The organism is Marinobacter sp. BW6 (genome assembly GCF_008107725.1).
GTDB lineage: Bacteria > Pseudomonadota > Gammaproteobacteria > Pseudomonadales > Oleiphilaceae > Marinobacter.
On record NZ_VIRN01000061.1, the window covers coordinates 621,503 to 636,160 of the forward strand.

Consider the following 14,658-nt stretch of genomic DNA (forward strand, 5'->3'; position numbering starts at 1 on the left):
ATACTCCTGCGCTCAGAGCCTTGCAAGGGAAAACGCCACTGTACTCAGCTGTCTTTCAGCGCCAGTGCGCGCTGGTACAGCTCATTTTTCGACAGACCGGTCAGCTCCGAGGCCATTTTGGCGACCTTCTTCACCGGAAGCTCTGCCAGTAAAACCCGAAGCACACGGTCCACATCCATGGTAGCCGCGTCATCATTACCGGGTTGAGTCATCGCACCTCGAACCATGACCACGAACTCCCCCCGGGTTCCGTGGGGATCTTGCTCCAACTCTGCCAGAACCTCCGCAACCGAACCGGAATAGAAGGTTTCAAAGGTCTTGGTGAGCTCCCGCCCCAGAACCATCTCACGATCCTCGCCCAGCACCTCAGCAATATCCCGCACTGACTCCAGAATCCTGTGAGGCGATTCGTAGAACACAAGAGTGGCCGGCTCACTGGCCAATGGCTCAAGACTGGCCCTGCGACCCGAGCGCTTGGCAGGCAGAAACCCCACGTACAGAAAGCGGTCCGTCGGCAGGCCGGCCGCGCTCAGAGCCACCACCAGTGCACAGGGACCCGGAATCGGGCTCACCCGATACCCCGCAGCCCTGGCGTCCCGCACCAGCACGTAGCCGGGATCGGAGATTAGCGGTGTACCGGCGTCGGAAATCAGCGCCACATCGCGCCCGGCATTAAGCTCAGCGAGGATCCCGGCCGCGCGATCTTTTTCGTTGTGGTCGTGCAATGCGATCATTCGTTTCTGAATGCCCAAATGGTTCAAAAGCCGGCCACTGTGACGTGTATCCTCGGCTGCAACCACATCCACACTGGCCAGTGTCCGGGCTGCCCTTGGAGACAGATCATCAAGGTTGCCGATGGGCGTGGCAACCACATAAAGCGTGCCTCCCAATGCACCCTTCCGGCTGTCTGACGACTGGAAATCGCTGACCTCGTTTTTCAAAGCTTCTGCCTCTCTGATGGGGAGTCCCGGACCGTGACAGTTACGTCATGTGAATTAGCCCCGGAGCTGTTAAACTTGCCACCGTTAGTCTGGCGCTACAAGCCCAATCATCCGGAGTATGTCGAGCCTGCCATGATAAAGATCCGCATTCATCAACGAGCCCTGGCCAGCGTATTTACCGCCGCCCTCTTGTCGGCTGGTTGCGCCACCGTGAATCTCGAAACCCATGTTGCACAAACCGCCGATCAGGCCCTGGAGCTGGCGAGCAACGAAGACAATATCGAAACCGCCCAGGCCTACCTCCTCCGGATTGCCGGCAGGTTCCAGGACCAGGGCAACGACACGGCGGCCAGAACGCTACTTCAAAGTCCACAGCTGGCGCAACCTGCTCCGGAGCTTGCCAACCAGAAACTCCTTCTAGCGATGGCAAGCGCCAACGCCCTTGAAGATGGATCCTGGGCAGAAGAGATCGCTGGCGAACTCACCCCGTCGACGTTTATCGACTACCCGGCCGACCTGATTACCCGGGCCGCCAACCTGCAGGCGGACACCTTCGCCCTGGCCGGTGAGCCCATGCCTGCGGCCATGACTCTGATTCTGCTGGCCCAGACTGATAACACCGCGAATGCGCAACAGATCCATAACAGAGTCTGGTCCCTGCTGGAACAGGTACCAGACAGCGAGCTGAGGTCGGCCTCTGCCGAGGCCATCGGCTACGAAGCACAGGGCTGGCTGGAGTTGGCCGGCCTTGTCCGGGCGCCAGACGCCGGCATTGACGAGCAGGGCCGCATCATCCGCAGCTGGCAAAATAACTGGCCCGGTCATCCGGCCGCCCAGGTTCTGCCTTCGGAACTGCAGCTGATCGCCACACTGGCGGAAAGCCGCCCTGAAAAAATCGCTCTCGCCCTCCCCCTCAAGGGCCCGCTAGCAACCGCCGGCAAGGCGATCCGCGATGGCTTTCTGGCAGCTTACTACCTCGATGATTCTGCCGACCGGGGCACAACAGACATCCGCATCTTTGATACCTCCAGCACATCGTTCAGCGAGCTTTACAAACAGCTGGCGGAACAGGATATCGATCTAGTTGTTGGCCCTCTGGAAAAAGAAGCGCTGGCCGGACTTGGCTCAATGAACACGCTGCCTGTACCCGCACTCGGGTTGAACTACCTGCCCGCCGATACCAAGCCTGCCGACGGACTTTACCAGTTTGGGCTTTCTGCAGAAGACGAAGCGCGGCAGATTGCAGACAGGCTGGCCGCCGAACAACTGAGTCAGGTTCTGGTTCTCATTCCCGGCGGCGAATGGGGCGATCGCGTCGAGGCCGCTTTGCTGAAGCGCATGGCCTCCCACGAGGGTGTTGCCCTGGATATCGAACGCTTTTACCGCGAGGACAACCTTCGGGCGGTGACAGCCGACCTGCTGGGCATCACCGTTTCCCGGGACAGGGCCATCCAGGTTGAACGGACCATCGGCATGGACGTCGAGTTCGAGCCGCGGCGCCGGCAGGACGCCGACGCCATCGTCATGGTGGCCGAGCCCACAGTGGCGCGCCAGTTCAAGCCACTGTTCGCCTTTTATTTTGGAGGTGACCTGCCGGTTTACTCACCTTCCATTATCTACGAAGGCACCCCCGCACCCTCCCGGGACCGCGACTTGAACGGTGTTATTTTCACGGATATTCCCTGGGTTCTGGGCGACGACAACGAACTGCGCACCCGCGCCACGGAAAATCTGTCAGGCACCCGTGGCCAGCCCGGCCGGCTGTTCGCCATGGGCGCTGATGCGTGGCACCTGAGCAAACGCCTACCTCTGCTAAAACAGGTCGAAAGCGCCTCAATATCCGGCCAGACCGGCGTACTAACCATGACGCCTCAGGGCAGCATCCATCGGGAACAACTCTGGGCACAATTTAGCAACGGGGCCCCCGAGCTTATCCCCGACCCGGTGGCCGACGAGGGCGAGGCAGCAGTAAAGGAAGAGGAAGCCGCCCCCCTTAGCGAATAACACCACAGGAGCAAATCAATCGCCATGGATGGCACCAAAACCCTGGGCAATCATTTCGAGGGCGTCGCTGCCCGATACCTTGCTAGCCGAGGCGTCCGGATACTCGATCGAAATGTGTACAATCGCGGCGGCGAAATCGACCTCATCGGTCAGGATGGCGACACTCTTGTGTTTTTTGAGGTCCGCTATCGGGGGCCGGGCAGTCTTGTCGACCCCGCAAGCTCAATCAATTACCCCAAACAGAAACGCCTGATTCGAGCGGTTTCATTCTATCTGCACCGGCACAGGCTTTGGGACAACCTCTCACGGATTGATGTAGTTGCCATTAGCCCGGGTACCGTCAAAAAATACCGGGTACAATGGATCAGGAACGCAATTCTGGCAGGACAGTGATACTGAAAATGACCGACACCGAACACCAGATCAATCAGTGGTTCGCAAGCCATATGGAGCATACCGCTCAGGCCGCCAGCACGGCTGGGCCCGATATTGAGGAGGTTGCCAATGCCTTCGTGGAAGCGTTGCTCCAGGACGGAAAAATTATCACCTGCGCCAATGGCAATGCGAACATTCTGGCCCAGTATTTCTGCACCGCCCTTCTGAACCGGTTCGAACACGACAGGCCCGCGTTACCCGCCATCAATCTCGGAGCCGATGCGACAACCTATTCCGCAATCTGCCGGGACAACCGCTTCAACGACACCTTCTCACGCCAGGTCCGAGCAATCGGCAAACCCGGGGACCTTCTTTTCGTGATTGTCGACGATGGCCACAAGGCAAATCTCATCCAGGCAATCCAGGTCGCTCATGACCGGGAAATGAGCGTTGTGGTTCTCAGTGCCAGAGAAAAATCAGACATAACGTCGCTATTGCATCCTGAAGATCACGAGATTGCACTGAACAACCTCAGCCCCACCGAGGCAACCCCTCTGCTGCTACTCATCATCAACGCCCTCTGTGGGTTGATCGACGCCAAGATTTTCGGGGGATAAAAAAAGCCAGCATAAGCTGGCTCTTTCAAAACGACGGGATGGCGCTTACTTAACGACCTTGAGGGTGGGCCTGCCGGACGGGCGATCCTCCTGCCCGGATTGAGGCTGCTCACCTTCACGCTCCCGGGAAGTACCCTCTGGATCCGGGGAGCCGGGTTCGCTGCCGAACACCATGCCCTCACCGTTTTCCTTGGCATAAACCGCCATAACCGCCTGAAGCGGAATGAACACCTGCATGGGCACCCCACCGAAACGGGCACTGAACTCCAATGCACCATTACCGATGACCAGGCCTCGCACCGCGCCCGGACTGATGTTCAGAACAATCTGCCCGTTCGCAACGTGCTCAGTCGGCACCTGTACACCCTGAATGCCTGCGTCCACCACAATGTAGGGGGTACAGTCATTGTCCAGAATCCACTCATTGAATGCTCGTACCAGGTACGGGCGACTGGACGTCATGGTGTTTTTACTCTCGGCCACTGCCACTCTCCTGCTCCGGCCAGCGGAACGTTACCAAATCAGCTGCGAATGTCTTCTTCCAGATCGGACAAGCTTGCCTTGAACCCTTCCCGACTGAAGATGCTCTCCATGTACTTCTGCAGCGGCTTGGCCTGCTTTTCGTTCAGCTCAATACCTAATGACGGAAGGCGCCAGAGGATAGGGGCAATACAACAGTCCACAATGGTGAACTCTTCAGACAGGAAGAAAGGCATCTCCCCGAACAGCGGTGCCGTTGCCAACAGACTTTCCTTCAGCTCTTTGCGCGCTGCTTCAGAAGCCTTGGCGTTCGGCTGCGACAGAATCTGATCAACCAGACCACACCAGTCTTTCTGAATCCGATGAATCATCAGACGACTGTTGGCACGGGCCACTGGATATACCGGCAACAGGGGCGGATGCGGAAACCGCTCGTCGAGGTACTCCATCATGATATTGGGCTCGTAGAGCACCAAGTCACGATCTACCAGTGTCGGCAGGGCGTTGTATGGGTTCAGGTCGGCCAGTTCAGCCGGCGGATTGTCCGGATCCACATCAACGATATCGACGGTAACACCCTTTTCTGCCAGAACAATACGCACCCTGTGGCTGTAATGGCTGGTCGGATCCGAGAAAAACGTCATTGATGACCGCTTGGTCACAACGCCCATAGAACTACCTCACGAGTAAACAAACCGAAATGATCCTGAAAAAACGCAAAAATCCAGCGGGCCGGTTATGCCCGCTGGAACTCAGGGGACGGGATTATACCCTATTTCTCAGTGTACGTCCTTCCAGTACTCACGATTGAGCAAGTAGGCGAACACGAAGAAGATGGCCACGAAAATCAGGACAAAGATCCCCAGACGCTCACGCTCAAGCTTGATCGGATCAGCCATGTAAGACATGAAGTTGGTCAGATCATACATGGCCTGGTCAAACTCGGCTCCAGACATGCTGCCTTCGATAGCGTACTCTGGGCAAATATCCGCGTTGTTGATGTTGCCACTCAAAGGCTCAACGCTGGCCGGGGTACCGATGTTGGGCTCGACGGCGCAAAGCCCCTGCATCCCAACCAGAACATGGGGCATGCCCACAGCCGGGAACACCACGTTGTTCACGCCCAGCGGACGGGACTCGTCCTTGTAAAACCCACGCAGGTAGGAATACACCCACGCTTCGCCACGCAGACGGGTTTCCAGCGTAAGGTCCGGTGGCGGAGCGCCAAACCAGTCAGCAGCCATGTCCTTGTTCATGGAGTTCTTCATCAGCTCGCCAATCTTGGCGCTGGTGAAGATCAGGTTTTCCTCATACAACTCGACAGGAATCTCCAGATCATCAGCCACGCGCTTGTAGCGGGCATATTCCATGGAATGACAGCCCATGCAGTAGTTGGTGAACAGAGCCGCACCCCGCTGCAGAGACGCTTTGTCAGAGTGATCTGACTCAAAGCTGTCCAGCGGCACGGTTGAACCCGCTGCCAGCCCGAGAGCCGGCAGGACCGCGATGAAAAGACCAAAAATCAGCTTTCTCATTATCCTGTCACCCTCTCTGGAACTGGCTTGGTTTTCTCCATACGCGTATAGAACGGCATAAGGATGAAGTAGAGGAAGTACAGCACCGTCAGAATCTGGGCAACCATGGTGCGGCCTTCAGTCGCCGGTACAAGACCAAGATAGCCAAGCACCACAAAACTGACTGCGAAAATGGCCAGGGCAATCCGACTCAACCAACCCTTATAGCGCATTGAGCGCACCGGGCTTCTGTCCAGCCAGGGCAGCACGAACAGAATGGCGATCGCTGCACCCATCACCACAACACCCCAGAACTTGGCATCCAGACCGAACAGGTCAATGGTTACCGCACGCAGCATTGCGTAGAAAGGTGTGAAGTACCAGACCGGAGCAATGTGATTTGGTGTTTTCAGCGGGTTTGCCGGTTCGAAATTCGGCTTCTCAATGAACAACCCGCCGCCTTCTGGGAAGAAGAACACGACGATGAAGAAGATAAAGAAGAATACACCGACGCCCAGCAGGTCATGCACAGTGTAGTAAGGATGGAACGGGATACCGTCTTTCGGAATGCCGTTTTCGTCCTTGTTCTTCTTGATGTCAATACCGTCAGGATTGTTTGAGCCCACTTCATGCAGCGCCAGGATGTGAAGCACAACCAGACCAAGCAGAACGATCGGCAGCGCCACCACATGCAACGCGAAGAAGCGGTTCAGGGTAATGCCGGAAATCAGGTAATCGCCACGAATCCACAGGGACAGATCTTCGCCAATGACCGGAATAGCACCGAACAGGTTAACGATAACCTGGGCACCCCAGTAGGACATCTGGCCCCAGGGCAGCAGATAGCCCATGAACGCTTCAGCCATCAGAATCAGGTAGATCAACATACCGAAGATCCAGATCAGTTCACGCGGCTTCTGGTAGGAGCCATACATCAGCCCCCGGAACATGTGGAGATAAACCACAACGAAGAATGCCGAAGCACCGGTAGAGTGCAGGTAACGCAACAACCAACCCCATTCGACATCACGCATGATGTACTCAACGGAGGCAAACGCGCCCTCCCCAGAGGGGTTGTAGCTCATGGTCAGCCAGATCCCGGTAACCAGCTGGTTAACCAGAACGAGCATGGCCAGGGAACCGAAGAAGTACCACACGTTGAAATTCTTCGGCGCGTAATACTTGCCCAGATGCTTGTTCCAGGCATCGACGATCGGCAGACGTTCGTCTACCCAGTTAATCAGCTTCTGCATTACGCTGCCTCCGGATCAAGACCAATCGTGAGGGTCGCATCGTCATCAAAACGATAAGGCGGCACCTCCAGGTTCAGGGGAGCAGGCTGCGCATCATAGACCCTTCCGGCCATGTCATATCGGGAACCGTGACACGGGCAGAAAAGACCACCCAGCCAATCATCACCGAGATCCGCCGGAGCAACTTCCGGACGGTAGGAAGGAACACAGCCAAGATGGGTACACAGCCCTACAAGCACGGCAAATTCCGGCTTCAGGGAGCGCAGGATGCCATCGATATACGGTGGCTGCTGAGGCGCTTCAGACTGGGGATCTTTCACCCGATCGTTGAGCTTCTCGATATTTGCCTGCATCTCTTCGGTACGGCGGATGATCCAGACCGGCTTACCCCGCCATTCGACCGTAATCTGCTGACCCGGTTCAATCTTGCTGACATTGACGGTTACCGGTGCACCCGCTGCTTCCGCTTTGGCACTGGGATTCCAGGATGCCACGAAAGGAACGGCCGCACCGACGACGCCGACTCCACCCACCACAGACGTAGCACCGATCAGAAACCGGCGCCGGCCTTGGCTCACGTCGCCATTACTCATTATGGTTTTCTCCCATCAGGCGATGTCACAGCCCGCAAAATAGCCGGCAATGTGCATCTAAAAGGACTTCACAACCCAAAAATATAAGCGCCCAAATGGTAATGAAATTACCAAGGGCTTACAAGTCGGAAAGCCGCCGCTGGCGCCTCATCCCTGTTCCAGATCAATTTGCTGACAAATCGCCCGAACATAAAAAAACCCGACCGAAAAGGGCCGGGTTTCCAGGATCTGCTCCAGCGAAATTAACGCTTGGAGTACTGAGGACGCTTACGCGCCTTGCGCAGACCCACTTTCTTACGCTCGACCTCACGCGCGTCACGGGTAACGTAACCCGCCTTACGCAGCGCCGGACGCAGAGTTTCGTCGTAATCCATCAGAGCGCGGGTCAGACCATGGCGAATCGCGCCGGCCTGGCCACTGATACCACCACCCTTAACGGTGATTTGGATATCAAAACGATCGGTAGATTCGGCAACAACCAGCGGCTGACGAACGATCATGCGCAGGGTGTCACGACCGAAGAAATCTTCGATTGAGCGACCGTTGATAGAGATGTTACCGCTTCCCGGCTTGATAAAAACCCGAGCCGTGGATGTCTTGCGGCGACCAGTACCGTAATTTTGTGCTACAGACATATCCGCCTTCCGTTAAATGTCGAGTTCTTTGGGCTGCTGGGCTGCGTGAGGATGCTCAGCGCCGGCATAAATTTTCAGCTTCTTGAACATGGCGCGACCGAGCGGGCCTTTCGGAAGCATGCCTTTGACAGACTTCTGAATGATTTGCTCGGGCGCCTTGTCGACCAGCTTCTCGAAGTTGATGGACTTGATTCCACCCGGAAAGCCGGTATGACTGTAGTACATCTTGTCAGATGCCTTCTTGCCGGTAACCCGCACCTGGCTCGCGTTAATCACAACAATATAATCGCCAGTGTCTACGTGAGGGGTGTACTCAGGCTTATGCTTGCCCCGCAGACGAAGGGCGATTTCGGTTGACAGACGACCCAGCGTCTTGCCGGCTGCGTCTACAACGTACCAGTCACGTTTTACTGTTTCTGGTTTCGCACTCAGAGTCTTCATTGATTCCGCCTTGAACGCTATATAAGAAACGTTAAAAACCGCCACCGGTAAATGCAAGGCATCCGGAGGAGGTTCCATACCTGTATGTTGCGTTGCCATCATTCGGGGCTGAGATAATGACATCGCCTTGAAAAGCCAGGGCGCGAAGTATACTCGAACCACCCAGGAAAGCCAACCCTGTGTCGATTCGTTTCGTTATTCCCCTATACCAGCACTGGACCAACCGTATAAACGGGAAACATTATCCAGAAGTACCGGCGCCAGTTGCCCCGGCGTCCCGCCACGGATCTCCGCAAGCGCGCCCAGAATATCCGGCAGATACCGCGGGGAGTTCTGCCCCTGCTGCACGCCCTCGGGAGCCATGTCCGGCGCATCCGTTTCAAGCACCAGCGCTTCCAGTGGCAGCCTTGCGATTGCATCGCGGGTCTTTCGGGCCCCGGGGTGGGTGATCACACCACCCACTCCGATGAAGCACCCCAGGTCAACCAGCTTACGCGCCTGCTGAAAACTTCCGCTGAAGCCGTGAAGCAGGGCCCGACCACCCCACTGCCGACGATTGAGCAGACTGTGTACTTCGTCATGGGTCTTAACGGAATGGATCACCAGTGGCATGTTTAGCTCTCGAGCCAGATCCACTTGCGCCTCAAACCAGGGCCACTGAAGCTCAAGACTTCCCCGAAGCCGGTCGAGCCCACACTCACCGATTGCGACACAGCGCTCGGGGCGAGCCTCCAGCAGCCGGCGGAGCTCCGTCAGATCTTCCTGCGAATGCTCTTCAACGAACCAGGGATGAATTCCAAGACAGTAAAACAGGGCCTCGTGCGCCAGCGCTGTGTCACGGACCCGGCCCCAGTCCGGTCGCCTGACACCAGGTATTACCAGCCCGCGAAGTCCGCGCGAGCGGCCCTGCTCAAGTTCCGCAATGCGGCGGCCATCGAACTGGGGGAAATCAAAATGGCAATGGGCGTCGATCAGCTGCACAGTCACCTCCGCCCGGAACCGCTAATGTTCCCGGGTCTTGTGGAACTGGATATCCGGATACCTTTCCTGGGCCAGGTTCAGGTTTACCATGGTCGGAGCGATATAGGCGAGCCGGTCACCGCCATCAAGGGCCAGGTTGTCGTTGTTCTTGCGCTGGAACTCATCCAACTTGCGCTCATCGCTGCAGGTCACCCATCGAGCCGTGGCGACGTTGATCGGCTCATAGATCGCCTCGACCTTGTACTCACTTTTCAGGCGGCTGACCACCACGTCGAACTGCAGAACACCTACTGCTCCAACGATCAGATCGTTATTACGCAGCGGCCTGAAAACCTGGACGGCACCCTCTTCCGACAGCTGAATCAACCCTTTCTGGAGCTGCTTGGCCTTGAGCGGGTCCTTCAGACGAATCCGGCGGAACAGCTCCGGTGCAAAGTTCGGGATACCGGTGAACTTCATGTCTTCGCCGGCCGTAAAGGTATCCCCCAACTGGATAGTGCCATGGTTATGCAGGCCGATAATATCGCCGGCAAAGGCCTGCTCGGCGTGCTCACGGTCGCCAGCCATGAAGGTCAGCGCGTCGGAAAAGCGGACTTCCTTTCCGATACGGACATGCCGGGCCTTCATGCCCTGATTGTAGCTACCAGAGACAATGCGAAGGAACGCAACGCGATCGCGATGTTGCGGATCCATATTCGCCTGAATCTTGAATACGAAGCCCGAGAAGCCGTCCTCTGGAGGCTGGACCAGCCTCTGGTCGGTTTCCCGTGGCTGCGGCGCCGGCGCCCATTCCACCAGACCGTCCAGCATGTGGTCGACACCGAAGTTACCCAGTGCGGTACCAAAGAATACCGGCGTCAACTCGCCGGCAAGAAAGGCCTCCTGATCGAACTCGTGGGACGCACCCTTGACCAGCTCAATTTCATCACGCAAATCATCGGCGTATGCACCAATCGCCTCATCAAGCTCAGGGTTATCCAGCCCTGAGATCACCCGCTTGTCCTGAATCATGTGGCCCTGACCGGACTGATAGAGGATGACCTCATCCCGAAGCAGGTGATACACACCTTTGAAGCTCTTGCCCATTCCTATGGGCCAGGTGATCGGCGCACAGGCGATTTTCAGGACCTCCTCAACTTCATCCATCAATTCGACCGGATCCCGGGTATCCCGATCCAGCTTGTTCATGAACGTTAGGATGGGGGTGTCCCGCAGGCGGGTCACTTCCATGAGCTTGATGGTCCGCTCCTCGACACCCTTGGCGCTATCAATCACCATCAGGCAGGAGTCCACTGCTGTCAGGGTCCGGTAGGTATCTTCGGAAAAGTCCTCGTGGCCCGGCGTATCCAGAAGATTGACCAATTTGCCGCCATAGGGAAACTGCATGACGGAGGTGGTTACCGAGATGCCCCGCTCTTTCTCCATTTCCATCCAGTCGGATTTGGCATGCTGGCCGGACTTCTTCCCCTTGACGGTACCGGCCTTCTGAATCGCCTGTCCGAATAAAAGCACCTTCTCGGTAATGGTGGTTTTACCGGCATCCGGGTGCGAAATAATGGCAAAGGTGCGGCGCTTGGCCACTTCCTGGGAAAGGTTAGACATAATCGAAAAGCAACCTGAATCTGATATTCTGGAAAAGGCGGCCATTATAGGCCCTAAGCCGCTGTGACGCTAACTAGCACTGCAGTGCTCACTCGCCGAGAGCAAGCATAAGGACGCGGGCGTCCTCCCGACCGTTGGCAGCCGGGTAATACCCGGGTCGCTGCCCGATCTCGTGAAAGCCTTCATTCTGGTACAAGACGATGGCGGCATGATTGCTGACCCTGACTTCGAGTAACATCTGGGACATGCCGTCATGGGCAGCGGTTGCCAGAACATGCCTCAGGAGATATCGACCCACACCCTCACTTCGGGCTCTCGGGTGGACGCAGATATTCAACAAATGCGCTTCATCAACCATATAGGCCACGACCGCGTAGCCCACCAGAACGCCGCCATGGCAGGCGCCCCAGAGCCGATAGTTGTCCTTGAAACAATCGAGAAACACCGATTCGTTCCAGGGATGGGAATAACCCTGGCGCTCTATATCAAGTACCGCCGGAACATCACCGGGCGCCAGAGGCCGCACCAGCAGATCGGCGTCGAGAACTTTTTGGTAGGTTTCGGGATAAGGCATTAAAGGGCGACCAGAGGCCGTATCTGTTGCCAGAGGGACCGCTTTAGTGTCGGGTTACCGGCAATCTCCGCAAGGGTGTGTGGAAACCGAACTGCTGCTTCGCGACCAAGCGCTTCCCGCAGCCAGCTCTGCTCTGAACCTTTTCCACCCTGCAAGACCACAACCTGCTGACGCTCCAGGCCCGACAGAACACTGCGCATCACCTCAACGAAATCCTGGCCGGAGTTCCCGGGCACCAGCAGATTGTTGAAGATCGGCCAGGCCACTTGCCCAAGCACCCGGGGCTGGCTTTCCCCCATGCTCTTGAGAATGTTCAGCGCGAGGGTTTCCTGCAACCGACTGCTGGCATCCGCGGACATGCCGCCAATCAGCACCGCACCGCTCCCCGCCCAGACCGTCAGGTTGACGCTCTCAGAGGGGATCATGGACGATGGCGTCGCCCCTTCCTCCAGCGGCACTGGTTCCGGGGAGTCAGTAGCAGCCCCCGGCAATGGAGGCGATTCCTGGGGCTGTCCGGAAGTTTGTCCCGAGGCGCCGACCCCAGCTTCCATCAACGCCTGCAGATCCGCGATTCGAGCAACGCCCTCAGTTCGATCAGGCCTTGTCGGTTTGTCACGGGCCGGGCGCCCTGAATTATTTACAGGGCGGGATACAGGCTCGGAGATTCCTGGGGCTGCCTCCGGCCTCCCGGTCTCCTCAGGAAACTCAAACTCTGGACTGGGCGCCGCACCCGGCAACGGTTGCCGGGCATACCACATCCGTATCCCCGCCGCTCCCAGATAAAACTGACGCTCTGCTTCCGATCCAATCATTAACTTCGCCTGTCGGGTCTAACCGAATTTAGACTTTCAGACATCCGCAACCTGGGGATGCTGTCGGATTCCACCCTTACTGATCAGGTTCAGGGCTTCTATATAGGCCTTGGCGGACGCGATGATGATATCAGTATCGGCACCCACGCCGTTAACGATCCGGCCGCCGCGCTCCAGACGCACAGTCACCTCGCCCTGGGCATCAGTACCACTGGTAATGTTGTTTACGGAATACAGCTGGAGGTTGCAACCGGAATCCACCAGAGATTCGATCGCCTTGAACGTGGCATCGACCGGCCCGCTACCTTCTGCTTCTACCTTGTGTTCTTTGCCGTCTACCGTCAGGGTCAGATTGGCCTTGGGCACTACGCCAGTCTCGGAGCATACCTGCATACAGACCAGACCATACCGGCCATCTTCCTCTTTCTGGCGGGTATCGCTGGCAATCGCCTGCAGATCTTCGTCGAAAATTTCGTGTTTCAGATCTGCGAGTGCTTTGAAACGTGTAAATGCTTCGTTCAGCTCCGTCTCGGTCTCGAACTGGATCCCAAGCTCCAGCAAACGGGTGCGGAATGCGTTACGGCCGGAATGCTTACCCAGCACCAGGCTATTGGTATGCCAACCCACGTCCTGAGCCCGCATGATCTCGTAGGTTTCCCTATGCTTCAGGACCCCGTCCTGATGAATTCCGGACTCATGGGCAAAGGCATTGGCGCCCACAATCGCCTTGTTGGGCTGCACCGGAAACCCGGTTATCGTGGACACCAGACGCGATGCAGGCACGATGTGTTGGGTATCAATGCGGGTGTCTATGTGGAACAAATCCTGGCGGGTACGAACCGCCATCACGATCTCCTCAAGAGCTGCATTACCGGCACGTTCACCCAACCCATTGATGGTGCACTCCACCTGTCGAGCCCCCTGTGAGACCGCCGCAAGAGAGTTGGAAACAGCCAGGCCCAGATCGTTGTGGCAATGAACCGAAAAAATGGCCTTGTCGGCGTTTGGAATCCGGTTCAGGAGCTGACGGATAGTTTCACCGAACTGCTCGGGAATCGCGTAACCCACCGTATCCGGAATGTTGATCGTGTTGGCACCCGCATCAATCGCCGCTTCGATGATCCGACACAGGAAGTCGAGCTCGGAGCGTCCGGCGTCCTCGCACGAAAACTCAACGTCGTCGACATGGCTTCGAGCCCGTTTGACCGAGCGAACCGCCTGCTCGACCACTTCATCCGGCTGCATCTGCAGCTTGTGCTTCATATGAATGGGCGACGTGGCGATAAACGTATGGATACGGCCACGCTGTGCCGGCCGGATGGCTTCGGCTGCGCGATCGATATCCTTGTCGAGCGCCCGGGCGAGACTGCAGATCGTTGAGTCCTTGATGGACTCCGCGATCGCTTTGACCGCCTCGAAATCACCCTGACTGGCAATCGCGAACCCTGCCTCAATAACGTCGACCCGGAGTTTTTCCAGAGCTTTCGCAATGCGGAGCTTCTCCGCTTTGTTCATGGTGGCGCCGGGGCTTTGCTCACCATCACGGAGCGTTGTATCGAAGATAACCAGGTGATCAGTGACAGGCATTGGCAGGCTCCATTCTGAGATTTCGTTCATTATGGAAAGAGTATATCACCGGGCTGTGGTGAGTGAGGGCTTGAGTTTCAGGCAATAAAAAACCCCAGCATCGGGGATGCTGGGGTTTGGCTATTAGGCGCCTGACGATGACCTACTCTCACATGGGCAACGCCACACTACCATCGGCGCTGGTCTGTTTCACTTCTGAGTTCGGGATGGGATCAGGTGGTTCCAGACCGCTATGGTCGTCAGGCAAAA

Annotated in this window: 16 protein-coding genes and 1 rRNA gene; 3 read left to right on the plus strand and 14 right to left on the minus strand. The window is 57.0% G+C overall.

Translation table 11 applies throughout. The features are described from left to right. Positions 1 to 44 precede the first annotated feature (44 nt). Positions 45 to 941 (minus strand): 16S rRNA (cytidine(1402)-2'-O)-methyltransferase, encoded by an 897-nt coding sequence (rsmI, locus tag FMN52_RS08585; RefSeq protein ID WP_148608230.1) that lies wholly within the window; start codon positions 939 to 941, stop codon positions 45 to 47. Positions 942 to 1,016: 75 nt separating this feature from the next. On the opposite strand from rsmI, the gene FMN52_RS08590 reads away from it, so the two are divergent. Genes FMN52_RS08590 through FMN52_RS08600 form a run of 3 tightly spaced genes read left to right on the plus strand, consistent with a single transcriptional unit; the run spans position 1,017 to position 3,937 of the window. Then, on the plus strand, positions 1,017 to 2,945 hold the full coding sequence (locus FMN52_RS08590; RefSeq protein ID WP_240339423.1) for a penicillin-binding protein activator: 1,929 nt from the start codon (positions 1,017 to 1,019) through the stop codon (positions 2,943 to 2,945). Between the two features lie 24 nt (positions 2,946 to 2,969). Beyond that, a complete protein-coding gene (locus FMN52_RS08595; protein ID WP_148608231.1) occupies positions 2,970 to 3,338 on the plus strand; it encodes a YraN family protein in 369 nt (122 codons plus the stop codon). An 8-nt stretch (positions 3,339 to 3,346) separates the two neighbouring features. Next, on the plus strand, positions 3,347 to 3,937 hold the full coding sequence (locus FMN52_RS08600) for an SIS domain-containing protein (RefSeq protein ID WP_148608232.1): 591 nt from the start codon (positions 3,347 to 3,349) through the stop codon (positions 3,935 to 3,937). Between the two features lie 45 nt (positions 3,938 to 3,982). Here FMN52_RS08600 and FMN52_RS08605 read toward each other — a convergent pair whose 3' ends face one another. From FMN52_RS08605 to rrf, 13 genes are all read right to left on the minus strand, one after another. Further along, positions 3,983 to 4,399, minus strand: a complete 417-nt coding sequence (locus FMN52_RS08605) for a ClpXP protease specificity-enhancing factor (protein WP_240339431.1) — start codon at positions 4,397 to 4,399, stop codon at positions 3,983 to 3,985. 59 nt (positions 4,400 to 4,458) lie between these two features. Next, the gene (locus tag FMN52_RS08610) at positions 4,459 to 5,088 is read right to left on the minus strand and encodes a glutathione S-transferase N-terminal domain-containing protein (RefSeq protein ID WP_148608234.1); all 630 of its coding nucleotides are present in this window, start codon (positions 5,086 to 5,088) and stop codon (positions 4,459 to 4,461) included. A 108-nt stretch (positions 5,089 to 5,196) separates the two neighbouring features. Next, positions 5,197 to 5,952, minus strand: a complete 756-nt coding sequence (locus FMN52_RS08615) for a cytochrome c1 (RefSeq protein WP_148608235.1) — start codon at positions 5,950 to 5,952, stop codon at positions 5,197 to 5,199. After that, positions 5,952 to 7,184: a cytochrome bc complex cytochrome b subunit gene (locus tag FMN52_RS08620; RefSeq protein WP_148608236.1), complete on the minus strand. Its 1,233-nt coding sequence runs from the start codon at positions 7,182 to 7,184 to the stop codon at positions 5,952 to 5,954. The genes FMN52_RS08615 and FMN52_RS08620 overlap by 1 nt, the downstream gene beginning before the upstream one ends. Then, on the minus strand, positions 7,184 to 7,777 hold the full coding sequence (gene petA, locus FMN52_RS08625; RefSeq protein WP_148608237.1) for a ubiquinol-cytochrome c reductase iron-sulfur subunit: 594 nt from the start codon (positions 7,775 to 7,777) through the stop codon (positions 7,184 to 7,186). The genes FMN52_RS08620 and petA overlap by 1 nt, the downstream gene beginning before the upstream one ends. Before the next feature lie 242 nt (positions 7,778 to 8,019). Continuing rightward, positions 8,020 to 8,412, minus strand: a complete 393-nt coding sequence (gene rpsI / locus FMN52_RS08630) for a 30S ribosomal protein S9 (protein ID WP_069184011.1) — start codon at positions 8,410 to 8,412, stop codon at positions 8,020 to 8,022. A gap of 12 nt (positions 8,413 to 8,424) precedes the next feature. Next, the gene (rplM, locus tag FMN52_RS08635; protein WP_008176556.1) at positions 8,425 to 8,853 is read right to left on the minus strand and encodes a 50S ribosomal protein L13; all 429 of its coding nucleotides are present in this window, start codon (positions 8,851 to 8,853) and stop codon (positions 8,425 to 8,427) included. Positions 8,854 to 9,048: 195 nt separating this feature from the next. Next, positions 9,049 to 9,834 (minus strand): TatD family hydrolase, encoded by a 786-nt coding sequence (locus FMN52_RS08640; RefSeq protein ID WP_148608238.1) that lies wholly within the window; start codon positions 9,832 to 9,834, stop codon positions 9,049 to 9,051. 21 nt (positions 9,835 to 9,855) lie between these two features. Next, a complete protein-coding gene (gene prfC / locus FMN52_RS08645) occupies positions 9,856 to 11,436 on the minus strand; it encodes a peptide chain release factor 3 (RefSeq protein WP_148608239.1) in 1,581 nt (526 codons plus the stop codon). 88 nt (positions 11,437 to 11,524) lie between these two features. Continuing rightward, complete coding sequence (rimI, locus tag FMN52_RS08650) at positions 11,525 to 12,010, minus strand: ribosomal protein S18-alanine N-acetyltransferase (RefSeq protein WP_148608240.1); 486 nt, start codon at positions 12,008 to 12,010, stop codon at positions 11,525 to 11,527. Beyond that, the gene (locus FMN52_RS08655) at positions 12,010 to 12,822 is read right to left on the minus strand and encodes a 2-isopropylmalate synthase (protein WP_148608241.1); all 813 of its coding nucleotides are present in this window, start codon (positions 12,820 to 12,822) and stop codon (positions 12,010 to 12,012) included. Before FMN52_RS08655 ends, rimI begins: the two co-directional genes overlap by 1 nt. A 36-nt stretch (positions 12,823 to 12,858) precedes the next feature. After that, positions 12,859 to 14,409, minus strand: a complete 1,551-nt coding sequence (locus FMN52_RS08660; protein ID WP_148608242.1) for a 2-isopropylmalate synthase — start codon at positions 14,407 to 14,409, stop codon at positions 12,859 to 12,861. Positions 14,410 to 14,538: 129 nt separating this feature from the next. Continuing rightward, a 5S ribosomal RNA gene (gene rrf, locus FMN52_RS08665) occupies positions 14,539 to 14,653 on the minus strand. Between the last annotated feature and the right edge of the window lie 5 nt (positions 14,654 to 14,658).

Excerpts from the sequence above, each read along its gene's own strand:
- FMN52_RS08610 (WP_148608234.1), bottom strand. The coding sequence starts at position 5,088 with ATGGGCGTTGTGACCAAGCGGTCATCAATGACGTTTTTCTCGGATCCG.
- FMN52_RS08600 (WP_148608232.1), top strand. The coding sequence starts at position 3,347 with ATGACCGACACCGAACACCAGATCAATCAGTGGTTCGCAAGCCATATG.
- FMN52_RS08655 (WP_148608241.1), bottom strand. The coding sequence starts at position 12,822 with ATGATTGGATCGGAAGCAGAGCGTCAGTTTTATCTGGGAGCGGCGGGG.
- FMN52_RS08595 (WP_148608231.1), top strand. The coding sequence starts at position 2,970 with ATGGATGGCACCAAAACCCTGGGCAATCATTTCGAGGGCGTCGCTGCC.
- prfC (WP_148608239.1), bottom strand. The coding sequence starts at position 11,436 with ATGTCTAACCTTTCCCAGGAAGTGGCCAAGCGCCGCACCTTTGCCATT.
- rimI (WP_148608240.1), bottom strand. The coding sequence starts at position 12,010 with ATGCCTTATCCCGAAACCTACCAAAAAGTTCTCGACGCCGATCTGCTG.
- FMN52_RS08660 (WP_148608242.1), bottom strand. The coding sequence starts at position 14,409 with ATGCCTGTCACTGATCACCTGGTTATCTTCGATACAACGCTCCGTGAT.
- rpsI (WP_069184011.1), bottom strand. The coding sequence starts at position 8,412 with ATGTCTGTAGCACAAAATTACGGTACTGGTCGCCGCAAGACATCCACG.
- FMN52_RS08615 (WP_148608235.1), bottom strand. The coding sequence starts at position 5,952 with ATGAGAAAGCTGATTTTTGGTCTTTTCATCGCGGTCCTGCCGGCTCTC.
- rplM (WP_008176556.1), bottom strand. The coding sequence starts at position 8,853 with ATGAAGACTCTGAGTGCGAAACCAGAAACAGTAAAACGTGACTGGTAC.
- petA (WP_148608237.1), bottom strand. The coding sequence starts at position 7,777 with ATGAGTAATGGCGACGTGAGCCAAGGCCGGCGCCGGTTTCTGATCGGT.
- FMN52_RS08620 (WP_148608236.1), bottom strand. The coding sequence starts at position 7,184 with ATGCAGAAGCTGATTAACTGGGTAGACGAACGTCTGCCGATCGTCGAT.
- FMN52_RS08605 (WP_240339431.1), bottom strand. The coding sequence starts at position 4,399 with ATGACGTCCAGTCGCCCGTACCTGGTACGAGCATTCAATGAGTGGATT.